The sequence below is a fragment of the Streptomyces sp. NBC_00316 genome (assembly GCF_036158715.1).
GTDB lineage: Bacteria > Actinomycetota > Actinomycetes > Streptomycetales > Streptomycetaceae > Streptomyces.
The window spans coordinates 8356230-8372018 of sequence record NZ_CP108023.1 but is presented as its reverse complement, the minus strand read 5'-3'; the positions used below and the strand labels follow the sequence as shown (position 1 = coordinate 8372018).

Sequence of the window (15789 nt, the reverse complement as noted above, 5' to 3'; positions counted from 1 at the left end):
CCCCGCACCGCCACCTGTGGCGGTCCCGTTCGGAGAGGACCTTTCCGTGCGCTCAAGCGCAAGACCCTTCGCCGCCCTGCTGGCGGCACTCACTCTGACCGCCGGGTTATTCGCCACCGGCACCCCCGCCGCAGCACGCTCCGGCAACTCCCCCAGTGCCGCCGAAGCATCCGATGTGTCCATCGCAGCGGACACCTATACCTGGAAGAACGTCCGGATCGACGGTGGCGGCTTCGTGCCGGGCATCGTCTTCAACCGGTCCGAGAAGAACCTCGCCTACGCCCGGACCGACATCGGCGGCGCGTATCGCTGGGACCAGACCGGCAAGCAGTGGACCCCTCTGCTCGACTGGGTGGACTGGGACAGATGGGGCTGGTCCGGGGTGGTCAGCCTCGCCTCCGACACGGTCGACCCGGACAACGTGTACGCGGCGGTCGGCACGTACACCAACAGCTGGGACCCCACCAACGGCGCGGTCCTGCGTTCCTCCGACCGTGGCGCCACCTGGAAGACGTCCACGCTTCCGTTCAAGCTCGGCGGCAACATGCCGGGGCGCGGCATGGGCGAGCGGCTCGCGGTCGATCCGAACAAGAACTCGGTGCTGTACCTGGGCGCGCCCAGTGGCAACGGGCTGTGGCGCTCGACCGATTCGGGCGCGAACTGGTCGGAGGTGACGGCGTTCCCGAACCCCGGGAACTATGCACAGGACCCGTCCGACACCACGGGCTACGCCAATGACAACCAGGGCATCGTGTGGGTCACCTTCGACGAGCGCAGCGGCAGCGCGGGCAGTGCCACCCAGGACATCTATGTCGGGGTGGCCGACAAGCAGAACTCCGTCTACCGCTCGACCGACGGCGGTGCCACCTGGTCGCGGCTGGCGGGGCAGCCGACCGGCTATCTGGCGCACAAGGGTGTTCTCGACTCCGCCACCGGCTACCTGTATGTGACGCTCAGTGATACGGGTGGCCCGTACGACGGAGGCAAGGGCAGGATCTGGCGCTACGACACGGCCTCCGGCGAGTGGACGGACGTCAGCCCGGTCGCGGAGGCCGATACGTACTACGGCTTCAGCGGGCTGTCCGTCGACCGGCAGCAGCCCGGCACCCTGATGGCCACGGCCTACAGCTCCTGGTGGCCCGACACGCAGATCTTCCGTTCCACGGACAGTGGGGCGACCTGGACGAAGGCCTGGGACTACACGAGCTATCCGAACCGCTCGAACCGCTACACCCAGGACATCTCCTCCGTGCCCTGGCTGTCCTGGGGCGCCAACCCCTCCCCTCCAGAGACCACCCCCAAGCTCGGCTGGATGACCGAGGCGCTGGAGATCGACCCGTTCGACTCGAACCGGATGATGTACGGCACGGGTGCGACGGTCTACGGCACAGAGAACCTCAGGACCTGGGACTCGGGCGGCCAGATCAAGATCACGCCCATGGTGAAGGGGCTGGAGGAAACGGCCGTCAACGATCTGGCGAGCCCGCCGTCGGGCGCGCCGCTGCTGAGCGCCCTCGGTGACATCGGGGGCTTCCGGCACACCGATCTCGATGCCGTACCGCCTCTGATGTTCACCTCGCCGAACCTCGACTCGACCACCAGCCTGGACTTCGCGGAGACCAGTCCCGGCACGGTCGTACGGGTCGGCAACGCCGATACGGCCCCGCACATCGGCTTCTCCACGGACAACGGGGCCAACTGGTTCCAGGCTTCCGAGCCTTCCGGGGTGACCGGTGGCGGGACGGTCGCCGCCGCCGCGGACGGCAGCGGCTTCGTCTGGAGCCCCGAGGGCGCGGGCGTGCACCGCACGACCGGGTACGGCAATTCCTGGACCGCCTCCACCGGGATCCCGGCCGGGGCGACGGTCGAGTCCGACCGCAGGAACCCGAAGAAGTTCTACGGGTTCAAGGAAGGCACCTTCTACGTCTCCACGGACGGTGGCGCCACCTTCACCGCGACGGCGGCAAACGGCCTGCCCGCTGAAGGGAACGTCCGCTTCAAGGCGTTGCCCGGGGCCGAGGGCGACGTATGGCTGGCGGGCGGCGCCTCGACGGGAGCGTACGGTCTGTGGCACTCCACCGACTCGGGTGCGACGTTCAGCAAGATCTCCGGCGTGGAGCAGGCGGACAGCGTCGGCTTCGGCAAGGCCGCCACGGGTGCCCCGTACCAGACGCTCTTCGTCAGCGCGAAGATCGGCGGGGTGCGCGGGATCTTCCGCTCCACCGACGCCGGAGTGAGCTGGACGAGGATCAACGACGATGCACACCAGTGGGGTTGGACGGGCGCAGCGATCACCGGGGACCCGCGGGTCTTCGGCCGGGTGTACGTCTCCACCAACGGACGCGGAATCATGTACGGCAACTCCCCCGAGGGCGACGGCGGGAGCACCGACCCGGATCCCGATCCGGATCCCGATCCGGGGGAACCGCCGGCGGACGCCGCATGCTCGGTGACGTACAAGGTCACCAATGAGTGGTCCGGGGGCTTCCAGGCGGATGTGACGGTCACCAACTCGGGCCACACGCCCTTCAGCGGCTGGCAGTTGGGCTGGTCGTTCCCCGACGGGCAGAAGGTCACCCAGATGTGGAACGCCACCTCGCAGCAGGTGGGGGCGAAGGTCACGGCGACCAACGTCGACTGGAACGGCAACGTCGCGGCGGGTTCCTCGGTCGGCTTCGGCTTCACCGGCACCTCGCCGGGCACCAACGGCAAGCCGACGGCCTTCACCGTCGGAGGCGATGCCTGCTCCGTCGGCTGATCGCCGACGGGTCGCGGCTGCCGAGGGCATGGTGCCGGTGCGGCCCACCGTGGTGCGACGCGGTGCGGGTGGCCACGCTGCTTCCGCGCGGCCACCCGCACCGGACCTGCGCTCTCGACGGCCGCCCGAGGCGGGATCAGCAACTCGCGCTTCAGCATGTCCAATTGACACTCAGTCAGTAGTGACGTTCCCGGCACGTGCGGTTCGGCCTCCGTCGAGGGCCTTCGGCCGCCGCTTGCCGCGCCGCGCTCGCACTGCTAAAAAAGCCGCGACACAATTATTTAAGCCCTAAGGTAAATAAGTGGGCGTCATGCCCGCGCGGTGAAGGGACGGTGCCCATGCGGCGCATGGCATTCGGGCGGCCGGGAGGTCTCGACCAGGAGCTCACGGACGTCAGATCCCGGGCGGGGCGCTGGTACGGCGTCCTCACCTTCACCCTCGTCGTGGCCATCTCCTACGTCGACCGGGTCAACATGTCGGTGCTCATTACCGACGACGCCTTCCTGGACAGGTTCGGGCTGGCCGGCGACCGGGTGGCGCAGGGCGCTCTCATGACGGTCTTCCTGCTCGGCTACGGACTCGCGGCCTTCGTGCTCACACCGGTGTACGAGACCCTGCTCGGGGTGCGGCGCGGACTCCTGGTGAGCGTGGCCGCCTGGGCGGTGCTCACCTTCGTCTCGCCGTGGATCGGCAGCCTGTTTCTGCTGCTGGCGGTGCGCTGCCTGCTCGGCGCGGCGGAAGGTCCGCTGTTCTCGCTCAAGACGATGTACGTCAAGAACCGGTTCGCCGACGCGGAGCTGGGCCGCCCGAACGCGGTCAGCTCGATGGGCGTCTCCCTCGGCACCGCCGTGGGCATGCCGCTGGTCACCTTGCTGATCGTGCATTCCGACTGGGCCACGTCCTTCCACGCCCTCGGTGCGCTCAACGCCGTTCTCGGGATCCCGCTGGTGCTGTTGTTCATCCGTCCCCCGGGTGCAGGCCATCGCCGGTCGGGCCGGAACCGTGCACAGGAGCGGACCGCGGGCCGGGGGCCGGAGGGCGGACCGATCGCCTCCGCTGAACGCCCGCGTGGTCCCGGGATCCTGCTGTCCACCCTGGTCCGCGCCCTGAGGACACCGCGTCTCGGCTGGATCCTGCTCATCGAGATCGCCACCCTGGCCTTCTTGTGGGGCACCGCATCCTGGCTTCCCTCGTATCTGCTCCAGGCACGCCACTTCTCCGCGACGCAGACCGGTTGGCTGGCCGCGCTCCCGTTCGCTGTCAGCCTCGGCTCGGGGCTGCTCGGAGGCCTCTTCATCGACCGCGTTCCCCAGCGGCGCCTCCCGCTGGTGCTGGTGGTCGGGAGTGTCGGGGCGGGGGCGTGCGCAGCGCTCGCCGTGTCCGCGAGCTCGGCCGCCGTCGCGGCGGCCGCTCTGATCCTCGCCGGTGGGTTCTGGGGACTGCAGGGGCCCGCCATCCCGACCCTGGTGCAGCGCCACGCCCCGGCGGACAGTGTCGGCAGTGCCTACGGCGTGGTCAACGGGGTCGGCAACCTGGTGTCGGCGTTCATGCCGACGCTCATGGGAACGGCGATCGCCATGGACGGCGGACACGGCTTCACCGTGGGCCTCTCCCTCCTGGTGGTCACGCAGCTGATCACTCTGGTGAGCGCCGTGGCGCTGCTCTCCGGGCGCCGAGGTCCGCAGGCCGGAGCGGGCCGGCCATTGCCGGGCCATGGGGTTGCGGTGCGCTCCGCCGAGCGGACGACCAGCACCGCGCTCTGACGTCACAGCGTGTTGCGGCGGGCTCGGCGGGGCCCCGTGCCTCTCGCCGAGCCCGGCCGTGAGCATGCCGTGCCCGCCTCGGGCACCGCAGTGCGGGCTCGGTTCTTCAGCCGCCGTTTTCTCGCCCGTGCGGGAATGATGGAACCATGGCGAACCCGACGATCCTCACGGTCGACGACGACCCGGCAGTCTCCCGGGCGGTCGCCCGCGACATCCGGCGCCAGTACGGCGATCGCTACCGCATCGTGCGCGCGCTCTCCGGCCACGACGCCCTTGAGGCACTGCGCGAGCTCAAGCTCCGTGGTGATCCGCTCGCGCTCATGCTCGCCGACTACCGCATGCCCCAGATGAACGGCATCGAGTTCCTCGAGGCGGCCATGGATCTCTACCCGCGCGCCCGCCGGGTGCTGCTGACCGCCTACTCGGACACGGAAGCGGCCATCGACGCCATCAATGTCGTGGACCTCGACCACTACCTCCTCAAGCCCTGGAGTCCGCCGGAGGAGCACCTCTATCCGGTGATCGACATGCTGCTGGACCTGTGGCGCGACACACCCGATCCGGCCGACCTGCAGACCCGCGTGGTCGGGCACCGCTGGTCCGCGCCATCCTTCGCGGTCCGTGACTTCCTCACCCGCAATCTCGTGCCCTATCGCTGGCTGTTGTCCGACGAGCCGGAGGGGGAGCGCCTGCTGGCGGCCGCGGGGCTGTCCGCGGCCGACGTGCCGCTGGTCATCACCCCGGACGGAAAGCCTCTGGTCTGCCCCACCGAGCAGGAGCTCGCCCAGCAGGTCGGACTCAGCACCGTTCCGGCATCGGACTTCTACGACCTGGTGGTGGTCGGTGGAGGGCCGGCCGGTCTGGGAGCCGCCGTCTACGGTGCCTCGGAGGGGCTGCGTACCGTCCTGGTCGAACAGCAGGCGACCGGCGGGCAGGCCGGTCAGAGCAGCCGTATCGAGAACTACCTCGGCTTCCCCGACGGCGTCTCCGGTTCCCAGCTGACCGAGCGGGCCCGCCGCCAGGCGCTGAAGTTCGGGGCGGAGATCCTCAGCGCGCAGCGGGCTGCCGCACTGGAGGTGGCGGGATCGGGCCGGGTGCTGCACCTGGGGCCGGAGAGCTCCATTGCCGCGCACACCGTGGTCCTGGCCACCGGGGTGTCCTACCGGCGGCTGGCCGCCACCGGGCTGGACGAGTTCACGGGGGCGGGGGTCTTCTACGGGTCCGCCGTCACCGAGGCACCCAGCTGCTCCGGGGAGGACGTGTACATCGTCGGCGGTGCCAACTCCGCCGGGCAGGCGGCGGTGTATTTCTCACGCTACGCACGGCGTGTGCACGTCCTGATCCGCCAGGGTGATCTGAGCCGTTCGATGTCCAGCTATCTGATCGACCAGATCAACGCGATCGCCAACATCGACATCCACCCGTGCACCGAGGTGATCGGTGCCGACGGCGAGGGGCACCTGCAGCAGCTGACCCTCCGTGAGAACCGGTCCGGCACCGAGCGCACCGTTGCCGCGTCGTGGCTGTTCATCTTCATCGGGGCCGAGCCGCATACGGAATGGCTGTCGGGGGTGGTCATCCGCGATCAGCGCGGATTCGTGGTGACCGGACCCGACCTGGTGGCCGAGGGAGAGCGTCCGGCCGGATGGCGGCTGCCGCGCGATCCGTACCACCTGGAGTCGAGCGTGCCCGGCGTCTTCGCCGCGGGGGACGTGCGTTCCTCCTCGGTCAAGCGAGTCGCATCGGCCGTCGGTGAGGGAGCCATGGCCGTCGCGCTGGTGCACCGCTATCTGGAGGCGCAGTGACCACGTCAACGCATCTGTCACCGGAGCAATTGCGGACCCTGTTCCTGTTCGACAAGCTCAGCGATGAGCAGCTCGACTGGCTGGCCGAACGCGGCCGTACGGAGCAATGGGCTGCCGGAAGCGTGGTGTACAGCGAGGGCGAGACGGCCACGTGTTTCTTCGTGCTGCTCGGCGGGGCGATCGCGCTCAGCCGTGTGCTGCACGGCGACGACGTGGAGGTCACCCGCACCGATCAGCGCGGTGTGTACAGCGGGGCGACTCGCGCGTACCTCGGTGACCGCGTCGAGCAGCGGTACCCCCACACCCTGCGGGCGGTCACCGATGCCGAGTTCTTCGTGCTGCCCGCCGACGACTTCGCGAGCGCGGTGGGCACGTGGTTCCCGATGGCACTCCACCTGCTGGAGGGCCTGTTCATCGGTACGCGGGCGGCCAATGCCATCGTCAATGAGCGCGAGCGGCTGCTGGCCCTGGCATCGCTGTCGGCAGGCCTCACGCACGAGCTGAACAATCCTGCGGCCGCTGCTGTACGGGCCACCGCGGCGCTGCGGGAGCGGGTGACCGCCATGCGCCACAAGCTCGCCATGATCGCTGACGGCCGGCTGGACGGAACCGAGCTGCATCGTCTCGTGGAACTGCAGGACGATGCGGTCCAACAGGCCGCAGCGGCCTCCGCTCTGCCCGCGCTGGCCGCTGCGGACGCGGAGGATGCCGTCGGCGACTGGCTCGAGGAGCACGGGGTCACCGAGGCCTGGGATCTCGCACCGACTCTGGTCGCCGCGAACATCGGCGTGCCGTGGCTGACCACGGCGGCCGACACCATCGGAGAGGACAATCTCGGCTCCACGGTGCGGTGGCTGGCGTACACCATCGACGCGGAACTCCTGATGGGTGAGATCGATGACGCCGTGACCCGCATCTCGGGACTGGTCGGCGCCGCACAGCAGTACGCGCAGCTGGACCGGGCGCCGCAGCAGACCGTGGACGTGCACACGTTGCTCGACGCCACGCTGACGATGCTGCAGGCGAAGATCCCGTCCGGTGTACGGGTGGTCAGGGACTACGACCGCGAACTGCCGCCGATTCCTGCGTTCGGGGCCGAACTCAACCAGGTGTGGACCAACCTGATCGTCAACGCCGTCGACGCGATGCGCGGCGGGGGCACGCTGACCGTCCGGACGGGACGTGAGAACGAGACCCTGTTCGTGGAGGTGGCCGACACGGGTGCGGGAATCGCGGCTGACATCAGACCGCGGATCTTCGAGCCGTTCTTCACCACCAAGCCCGTCGGTGAGGGCACCGGACTGGGGCTGGACATCTCCTACCGCATCGTCGTCAACAAGCACCATGGGGACATTCGGGTCTCCTCCGAACCGGGCGACACCCGCTTCCTGGTCTGCCTGCCGATCGGCCCCGAGGGCGATCAGGCCTGAGCAGGCCGAGCTTCTTCGGTCGGCGACGTGCTCGGCAGGCCGCGGCGTTCTCGCTCCCGACCCGTCCGGGTGCTCTCCCTGCCCGCCGCCCGGCCGGTCTGCGATGTCGGACCGGCTCCCCCTGGCCCGCTGTGCGCCACCCCTCAAGTGCCGGTGACAGCCGTCCTCGCCGGCTCCGGTGAGGTCGACCGGGTCGCCCTGACGGAACCGGCCGGCACATGTCGGCGGCGTTCGTGAAGGCCGGGGATATCCGCTCACCCCTGGTATCGCCCAGGTGGCGAGGTACGCCCTCCGGTGTATTCACTGGAACAGCACACGCCTCCTGCCGGCACACGAGCGCTCAGGAGGCCAGGCCTCCACAACGCACTGCCGTCCGCACGGAGAAGTGAGGCACCGCATGGCCACCGTCAATGTGGGCCAGGAAAACGGCACACCGATCGACATCTACTACGAGGACCACGGCAGTGGACAGCCCATCGTGCTGATCCACGGCTACCCGCTCGACGGACACTCGTGGGAGAAACAGCAACGCGTCCTGCTGGAGGGATAGCGCCCCGTGACCGGCCACGCCAACGCACCTCACCCCCTGCGCGGCCTCCTGTGCGGGGCGGCCGCAGGCGCTGCAGGGACCACGGTCCTCGACGCCGTCGGGTACCTGGACATGGTCCTCCGGGGCCGCGCCGCGAGCACCACCCCGGAAGTCACCGTGGAGCGCCTCTCGGACACCCTGCATGTGCCGGTCCCCGGCGACGAGCAGGTGCGCCGCAACCGCATCGCGGGCCTCGGTCCGCTCACCGGCGTGGCCGCGGGCGTGGGCATGGGCGCCGTGCTCGGCCTGGCCCTCTCCTGCGGATGGCGGCCGAGCAACGCCGTCCTGACCCTTACGGCAACCGTGGGTGCGCTGATCGGTACCAATGGCCCCATGACCGTTCTGCGCGTGACCGACCCGCGCACCTGGTCCGGGTCGGACTGGATCGCCGACATCGTTCCGCACGTGGCGTACGCGCTGGTCACCGTCGGCGTCATCAAGGGCCTGGACCCCACGGCGGAGAGCTGAATGCGGATATGCCCGAACGAGGTCCTCAGGACAGATAGGCGGAGACGGAGAGCGTCCAGGCCAGAATCTGCCAGAGCGTCCAGGCCAGCACCTTGTTGCCGAGACCTCCGGCCTCGTCCGCCGTCCGTGCCGACGCCCAGGCTGTGACGGCCAGGACATGCAGACCCAGGATCCGCGCGAACATGAAACGGATGTGCAGCCCCTCGCCGACCGCGTGGCCGCGCAACGAGACGATCTGAAACCAGTCCGTGCCCACCGACTCGACACGTACCGGGTTGCCGCCCGTCAGCGTGCACTCCCTGCCCTGCTCCAGTGGACCGCGGCAGTCACCACTCACGGGAAACAGCCAGAAGTGGTCGGTCAGTTGCTCGCGCACCGCGCCGGGGCTGGTGAAAGGGTGAAAACCGAGGCTGAACCGGTAGGTGTAGATCACCCGCTCGACCGGGGCGCGCTCGGTGTCGGCCGGGTACGGCGAGATCGTCGCCATGCTCGCGAGCAGCGCCATGAGCGACACCAACGCCACCACGCAATGGGACGAGTGATACACATTGGGTGACATTCGCATGCGTGGAACGATATGCGTCACCGCGCATGCAGACCGGCGCACGTCGCCGGTGGCGTCCTCACGGTCGACGCAGCACAGCCCGTCGATGAGCTCCCCCACCGAGGTGGCCACACAGCTGCGTCCGCTCACCGGCCTCGGGCCACCGAGCCACCACACCGTCGAGGACGGATGATCTGAAGGTGACGTCCCGCCCCACGCCTCGAGTCCGGCACATCCGGCGCAGGGCAGTCGTCGCACCGTCCCGGCGAGCAGTCGCTACGGATGGTCACCGTCGGCTGCCTCACCGGTGCCGCTGGAGCCGGATTCCCTGCTCCCGGCACGCGCGATCCCGTTGGACGCGATCTGGCGGCAGGACCGAGAGATCCTTGAATCAGCAGTGGGCTCTAAGGCGAGGAGATCGGCCATGGACACACCGGCGGGCCTGCCCGGTGACTCCCTCACCTCCGCCGCGGCTCTGGCCGTGGTGGCTCCGGATGGGACGCTGACCAGCTGGAGCACCGGTGCGGAAAAGTTGCTCGGCTACTCCGCCGGTGAGGCCGTCGGCCGGCTCGCGGCTGCGCTGCTTGCCGCACCGCTCCCCGCTGACGTCCGTGAGCGTCTCCACCGGCAGGAGGACTGGACCGGCCGGGTGGTGCTCCGGCACCGGAACGGCGGCGCGGTCGAGTGCCGGGTGCGGGCGCGTTCGCTGACCACGGGCGACGAGCGGGCCGGCTGGTTGCTGGAGGGCGTCCGGGAGTGGGAAGAGGTCGACCGCGACATGGACCCTCTGCTCCGCTGGTCGTTCGACCAGTCCCCGTTCGCCCTGGCGATCTACGACACCGGGGGCCGGTTCCTGCGGGTCAACGAGCCCATGACCAAGCAGCTCGATGCCTCGGAGCGGGATCTTCGCGGGCTCCGGATCAGCGAGCACATGCCTGATCCCGCCTTCCAGGGCCCCGAGCAGTCCGTCGATCGCGTGCTGCACACCGGCGAGTCCGAACACATGGAGAACTACGGAAAGGTACCGGGAGAGCCCCGAGCGCACGCCTGGATCGTCCACTTCACGCCGCTCAAGGACTCCGGCGGGCTCGTGCACGGCGTGCAGTTGGCCGCCCTCGACTTCTCCGATCAGTACGCGGCCCGCGAACGTCTTGCGCTGCTCGATGAGGCCAGCAGGCGTATCGGCAGCAGCCTGGACGTGACCCGCACCGCCCGGGAACTGGCCGACGTCGCGGTGCCCGCCCTCGCGGACTTCGTCTCGGTCGATCTTCTCGACGCCGTACTGCACGGCGACGAGGCTCCGCCGGTCCACCTCGACGGCGGCCCCCTGCTGCTGCGGCGCACGGCCGTGTGCCCCGGCGCAAAGGCCGTCGTCGCCGCCGGAGAGTTTTCCCACTTTCCGGAGTTCTCACCGGTTGCCCGCTGCCTGGCCACCGGTCGCGGCACCGTGCACCAGGTCGGCGACCCCGAGATCACCCGGTGGCTGGCCCAGGACCCGGACCGGACCGACTGGGTGAGCCGGCACCGCGCGCGCTCGCTGATGGTGGTGCCGCTGCGCGGCCGCGGCAGCAACCTCGGCGTCGTGCTCTACGTCCGCCTGGGCGGGTGCGCCGTGCCCTACGACCAGGCCGACCTGCAGATCGCCGAGGAGATCGCGGCGCGCGCCGCGGTCTGCCTCGACAACGCCCGCCGCTACACACGCGAACACGCCACGACTCTGGCCCTCCAGCACAGCCTTCTGCCGCAGGGGATCCCGGAGCAGGCCGCCGTCGACGTGGCCTGCCGCTACTTGCCCGCCGACTCGCAGGTCGGTGTCGGCGGTGACTGGTTCGACGTGATCCCGCTCTCCGGTGCCCGCGTCGCCCTCGTGGTCGGCGATGTGGTCGGTCACGGGATCCATGCCTCCGCCGCCATGGGGCGCCTGCGCACTGCCGTACGCGCCCTCGCCGACGTCGATCTGGCCCCGGACGAACTCCTCGCACATCTGGACGACCTCGTCGTCCGGCTCAGTGCCGGGCCCGAGTCCGGAGGAGAGACGCCCTTCGGAGAACTCGGAGCCACCTGCCTGTACGCGGTCTACGACCCCATCTCCCGCAAGTGCTCGCTCGCCAGCGCCGGCCACCCCTGGCCCGCTCTGGTGACCCCTGACGGCACGGTGGACTTCTTGGAACTGCCCACCGGCCCACCGCTCGGCCTGGGCGGGCTGCCGTTCGAATCCGTTGAGCGCGAACTGCCCGAAGGCAGCCTCCTGACCCTCTACACCGACGGCCTCGTCGAGGCACGCAATCACGATTTCAACGCCGGCCTGCACGCTCTGCGTACGGCGCTGACCCACGCCGTTCCGTCGTTGGAGACCACCTGCGACCGCGTGCTCGATGCACTGCTCACCGAACAGCCTGCCGATGACGTCGCGCTGCTCATCGCCCGTACGCGTGCCCTGGACTGCGGGCATGTCGCCGTCTGGGATCTTCCCACCGATCCGGCCATTGTGGCCGAGGCCCGCTCTCTGACGACGGCCCAGCTCCACGCCTGGGGGCTGGACGAACTGGTCTATGTCACCGAACTCGTGGTCAGTGAGCTGGTGACCAACGCGATCCGCTACGCCTCCGCGCCCCTTCAGTTGCGGCTGATCAAGGAAAGGACACTGATCTGCGAGGTCTCCGACGCCAGCAGCACCGCACCGCACCTGCGCCGTGCCCGCATCTTCGACGAGGGCGGACGCGGCCTCATGCTGGTCGCCCAGCTCACGGAGCGCTGGGGTATGCGGCATACCGGCACAGGCAAGACCATCTGGGCCGAGCAGCCCTTTCCCGAGTAGGCGCGCAGGGACAGTGGGGGCCCGCCGGGCGGCCCGGAGACATCGGCCTCGCACAACGGTCGGCCGCCGACGCAACGGCCGGCCTCCGCAGTCGGAAGTCGGCGCAAGAATGCCCGGATATGCTGCCTTTTGTGATCACGTTCCAACGGCTGCGACGCCGTCCTCCTCGCTACCGGGGCCCGTGGCAATCTGCGCTGCTGTCGCCAGTGATCCTGACTGCCCTCATCGCCTGCCTGGCGTTCACCACACCGAGAGAGGTCGCCTTCAGCCGCCTGCTGCCCGCCGCCCCCGCCCTCGCCGCCTCCATCTGGCCCGTGATCCCCACCGCCCTGCTGGGGGTGTTCTGTCTCATGATCATGGTCGGCCTCAATCTCGTCTACGCCGACCTGGGGACGCCCTACACAGCGGCTGCGATCGTCGCGGTCACCGCGGCGGCCGTGTACTCGAGCCACGTCCGAATCCAGCGGGAGGAGGCCCTCGTCCAGATCCGGCTCGTCGCCGACACGGCCCAGAAGGTGCTGCTGCGCCCCCTGCCGCGCAGTATCGGGGGCGTCGAGATCGAGTCGCTCTATCTGGCGGCCCAGGCACAGGCCCGGATCGGCGGCGACTTCTACGAGGCGGCCGACACACCGTACGGGGTCCGGCTTCTCATCGGTGACGTACGCGGCAAGGGCCTGTCGGCGGTAGGGGCGGCCTCGGCGGTGGTCAGCACGTTCCGGGAGGCGGCGTACGACGAGCCCGATCTGAGAGGCGTCATCCATCGGCTGGAGACCAGTACCGTCCGCCACAGCGCCGCGTTCCCCGCCCAGGATCTGCCGGAGCGGTTCGCCACCGCCCTTCTCGCCGAGATCCCGCACGGCGCCGGCCGCGTCAGCCTCCTCAACTGCGGGCACCCGCCGCCGCTGCTCATGCGCCACGGGAAGATCCGCGCCCTGGAACCGTCCGCCCCTTCGCCGCCCCTCAACCTCGCGGCGCTCCTCGGAGGCCACTACAGCATCGAGTCCGTCGCTTTCGCCCCGGGCGACCAGTTGCTGCTCTACACCGACGGCGTCACGGAGACCCGGGACCGTACCGGCGCGTTCTTCCCGCTGCCGGACTGGATGCAACGGCAGGGCCCCCAGCCGCCCCGCGAGTTGCTCGACCGGCTCCACCGGGACCTTCTCCGCCACAGCAGTGGGAAACTCAACGACGACATCTCGGCCCTCGCCGTACGGTGCCCGAACACCTCCGCCGCAGAAGAGGCCGGCCACCCCGCGTAGAGATCCTCGTGGCCGGAGCCCGACGCGGGCCTGCGTCCGGCCGGTCCGCCCCGACCCGCCTGTCGCCGACCGGGCCGTCCTCGCGGTGACCGAGTCCCGACGGGGGCCTGCGGTCGCCGCCGGCGGCCGTCGGCGCGTATGCGTGTGCGCCCAATAGCCGACATCCGCTTACCCGTTCAGCTCACCTACCGGCCCCGTCAACGCCGCCGGCACCGGCAGTCGGTGCACCGTGGACGTGGAGCCCGCCCGGGAGCCCTTCGCACGTCGACCGGGCGGGCCGCCATTTCCGAGCCGCGGCGTCGGGTGGTAGCCGGCACGGCAACAGCAACGTTGCGTGCGCCGAGGATCGCCACGCCCCCACCGGGAACCGGCCCGTGCGGCCGGATCGTGCAGCATCCCCCACAGCCTGCCGAACGGCGTGGGAGCCGCAGGGGACCGGCCACGGCGACACCGGGGGCACCGCCGTGCGCACCAGGCCCGACGAAGCGCGTACCGGGGTTGTGGTGCCGGCTTGCAGGCGTACAACTGCCTGGAGCCGAACGTCCCGCGCGAGGTACGCACACACGCCGGAAACCCCGGCCCCATTCCGACGGGCCGGAGTTTCCGTGTTGTGCGGGCCGCGCTGTTACCACCCGCCGTGGTGGTCCCTGACTACCCGGAAGCTGCCCACGACGCCGTGGTGAACGAAGACACCACCGTGGACATTGCGGGAATGGATGCCATTGCTGGTGCTCCACGGTCCGACCGTGGCGACCGGGGAGCCGTTGTCGCAGGTGGCCCCGCGGAAGAGCTCAACAGTCCTGCGGCTGTCGTTACGGACGTTGAACGTCCTGGAGCCGAGACCGCTGACCACCGTGATGCAGCCGTCCTCGGAGCGGGCGGAGTACGAACGCTCGTTGATCTGGATCCGTCCGTAGCCGTAGTCGTCGTAGCCACCGCCGCCGCCGTAGCCACCGCCACCGCCGCCGCCGAAGCCACCGCCGCCCTTGCCACCGCCGCCCTTGCCACCGCCGCCGCCGCCGAAGCCACCGCCGCCGCCGCCGAAGCCACCGCCGCCGCCGTTGTCGCCGCCGAAGCCACCGTCGCCGCCGAAGCCGCCGCCGTTGTCGCCGCCGAAGCCACCGTCGCCGCCGTTGTCACGGCCGCCGTTGTCGCCGCCGAAGCCACCGCCGCCGTTGTCGCGACCACCGTTTTCGGCAGGCGCGGCCGCGGGGGCGCCCGGCTGAGGAGGCGCCGTGGCCTGTGCAACAGCTGCAGGAGCCTGCTGGGCCGACGAAGTGGATCCGGCGGCCGAGGCGTAGGTGATGCCTCCCGTGGCCAGGACCGCGGCACCCACTGCGGCGGCGGTCAGGGCGACTGTACGTGTCGTCATGGTGTTCTCCCTGTCTCTGAGACGTCGGCCGGGAAGCCGACATGTGATGAACCTACTTATCCCTCTTTTAACTGTCATATCGGGCATACCGAAGGAGTGACGACAGAGGGCCGATCGGACGCATGCGCGGCCCGCGCCGCCCTGTCAGACCGTCATCGCGACGTCCACCGCGCCGCCTTCACCGCTCCCGGAGAGGGCTCCGCGCCTCGACCGACCCAGCCGGCCGGCGGTGGGCGGCTCCGGTGATGCCGGGCAGGCCCGCCGGGCGGCCGCCGGAGACCGGGCCCACTGCACCTCGGCCGTCATCCCGGGGTGGGCGGCGCCCCCTCGCGCCCGACACCGGTGGGCCGCACATTCCTCCACCGGTCCGGCGACCAGGAATGCTTCGCCGTGCGGCGTGATCTCCCGGCCGCCGAAAGCACGTCGCTGCCCCGGAGTCCGAGCAGGGACGCACCAAGTGGCCTCGCTTGTACGGAACTTGAGCTGGTTGCAGCTCGTGCAGAGCCGGGGTGGAAGGACGCGACGGGTGCGCGACGATCGCGGCCGGCGCAGCCGAGGGTCTTGCGGCGACGCGGGTCCGGGCCGCCGACGACAACCGATGCCGGGCCGAACCCGGCGACGAGGTCGTGCACGGTGCGATCGGCCCTCGACCACATGGGCGCGCCATCGACGAGCACAGCGTGGTCCGCAGGAGTCAGGGCGCGATCCGGACGCAGCCGGCCCCGGCGGTGGGCCACCTCGCCGTACCGGGAGGCGGCCAGCTGCATGTCCGGGTCGGCGAAGAACCTCGCAGCCTCGCCGCAGAGCTCAGCCGTGCGTTCGTATCCGGGATCCACGCCGTGTCCACGGTCCGCCGCTCAGCCTCCGCCATCTGATCGAGCAGCAGTGCGAGGACCGCCGGCCACCGAAGGCCTCGGTTCGGCGCCGCGGACCCGGACGGCGGGCGGGTCGTGCGCAACCAACTGCTGCAGAGCGCCCGCAGG

The 15789-nt window shown here is 70.2% G+C and carries 11 protein-coding genes and 1 pseudogene; 10 read left to right on the top strand and 2 right to left on the bottom strand.

Annotated features, from left to right (window positions below; all coding sequences use genetic code 11):
* Positions 1-46 precede the first annotated feature (46 nt).
* The 6 genes and pseudogenes from OG878_RS37415 to OG878_RS37390 all read left to right on the top strand — a co-directional run bounded on the left by OG878_RS37415 (position 47) and on the right by OG878_RS37390 (position 8813).
* Positions 47-2758, top strand: a complete 2712-nt coding sequence (locus OG878_RS37415) for a cellulose binding domain-containing protein (protein ID WP_443049215.1) — start codon at positions 47-49, stop codon at positions 2756-2758.
* A 338-nt stretch (positions 2759-3096) separates the two neighbouring features.
* On the top strand, positions 3097-4521 hold the full coding sequence (locus OG878_RS37410; protein WP_328890889.1) for an MFS transporter: 1425 nt from the start codon (positions 3097-3099) through the stop codon (positions 4519-4521).
* Positions 4522-4667: 146 nt separating this feature from the next.
* A complete protein-coding gene (locus OG878_RS37405; protein ID WP_328890888.1) occupies positions 4668-6326 on the top strand; it encodes an FAD-dependent oxidoreductase in 1659 nt (552 codons plus the stop codon).
* A complete protein-coding gene (locus tag OG878_RS37400) occupies positions 6323-7756 on the top strand; it encodes an ATP-binding protein (protein WP_328890887.1) in 1434 nt (477 codons plus the stop codon). The genes OG878_RS37405 and OG878_RS37400 overlap by 4 nt, the downstream gene beginning before the upstream one ends.
* Before the next feature lie 397 nt (positions 7757-8153).
* Positions 8154-8300, top strand: a pseudogene (locus OG878_RS37395) (alpha/beta fold hydrolase); the annotation flags it as partial.
* 12 nt (positions 8301-8312) lie between these two features.
* Positions 8313-8813, top strand: a complete 501-nt coding sequence (locus OG878_RS37390; RefSeq protein ID WP_328890886.1) for a hypothetical protein — start codon at positions 8313-8315, stop codon at positions 8811-8813.
* 25 nt (positions 8814-8838) lie between these two features.
* Here the strand turns inward: OG878_RS37390 and OG878_RS37385 are convergent, their stop codons facing one another.
* Positions 8839-9378 carry a hypothetical protein gene (locus OG878_RS37385; RefSeq protein WP_328890885.1) on the bottom strand — a complete coding sequence of 180 codons (540 nt, stop codon included), beginning with the start codon at positions 9376-9378 and terminating at the stop codon, positions 8839-8841.
* Between OG878_RS37385 and OG878_RS37380 the strand changes: the two genes are divergently transcribed.
* The 3 genes from OG878_RS37380 (at position 9377) to OG878_RS37370 (ending at position 13434) form a co-directional block, all read left to right on the top strand.
* The gene (locus OG878_RS37380; RefSeq protein WP_328890884.1) at positions 9377-9550 is read left to right on the top strand and encodes a hypothetical protein; all 174 of its coding nucleotides are present in this window, start codon (positions 9377-9379) and stop codon (positions 9548-9550) included. The genes OG878_RS37385 and OG878_RS37380 overlap by 2 nt on opposite strands.
* A gap of 231 nt (positions 9551-9781) precedes the next feature.
* A complete protein-coding gene (locus OG878_RS37375; protein WP_328890883.1) occupies positions 9782-12175 on the top strand; it encodes a SpoIIE family protein phosphatase in 2394 nt (797 codons plus the stop codon).
* Positions 12176-12381: 206 nt separating this feature from the next.
* Positions 12382-13434, top strand: coding sequence for a PP2C family protein-serine/threonine phosphatase (locus OG878_RS37370; protein ID WP_328890882.1), 1053 nt, complete (start codon positions 12382-12384; stop codon positions 13432-13434).
* Positions 13435-14059: 625 nt separating this feature from the next.
* Here the strand turns inward: OG878_RS37370 and OG878_RS37365 are convergent.
* Positions 14060-14806 (bottom strand): hypothetical protein, encoded by a 747-nt coding sequence (locus OG878_RS37365; protein WP_328890881.1) that lies wholly within the window; start codon positions 14804-14806, stop codon positions 14060-14062.
* Positions 14807-15315: 509 nt separating this feature from the next.
* Here OG878_RS37365 and OG878_RS37360 point away from each other — a divergent pair.
* A complete protein-coding gene (locus tag OG878_RS37360; RefSeq protein ID WP_328890880.1) occupies positions 15316-15681 on the top strand; it encodes a hypothetical protein in 366 nt (121 codons plus the stop codon).
* Positions 15682-15789 lie beyond the last annotated feature (108 nt).

Bases quoted from the DNA above. Each gene is read 5' to 3' on its own strand.
- OG878_RS37410 (WP_328890889.1), top strand. From the start codon at position 3,097: ATGCGGCGCATGGCATTCGGGCGGCCGGGAGGTCTCGACCAGGAGCTC.
- OG878_RS37405 (WP_328890888.1), top strand. From the start codon at position 4,668: ATGGCGAACCCGACGATCCTCACGGTCGACGACGACCCGGCAGTCTCC.
- OG878_RS37380 (WP_328890884.1), top strand. From the start codon at position 9,377: ATGCGTGGAACGATATGCGTCACCGCGCATGCAGACCGGCGCACGTCG.
- OG878_RS37385 (WP_328890885.1), bottom strand. From the start codon at position 9,378: ATGCGAATGTCACCCAATGTGTATCACTCGTCCCATTGCGTGGTGGCG.
- OG878_RS37375 (WP_328890883.1), top strand. From the start codon at position 9,782: ATGGACACACCGGCGGGCCTGCCCGGTGACTCCCTCACCTCCGCCGCG.
- OG878_RS37365 (WP_328890881.1), bottom strand. From the start codon at position 14,806: ATGACGACACGTACAGTCGCCCTGACCGCCGCCGCAGTGGGTGCCGCG.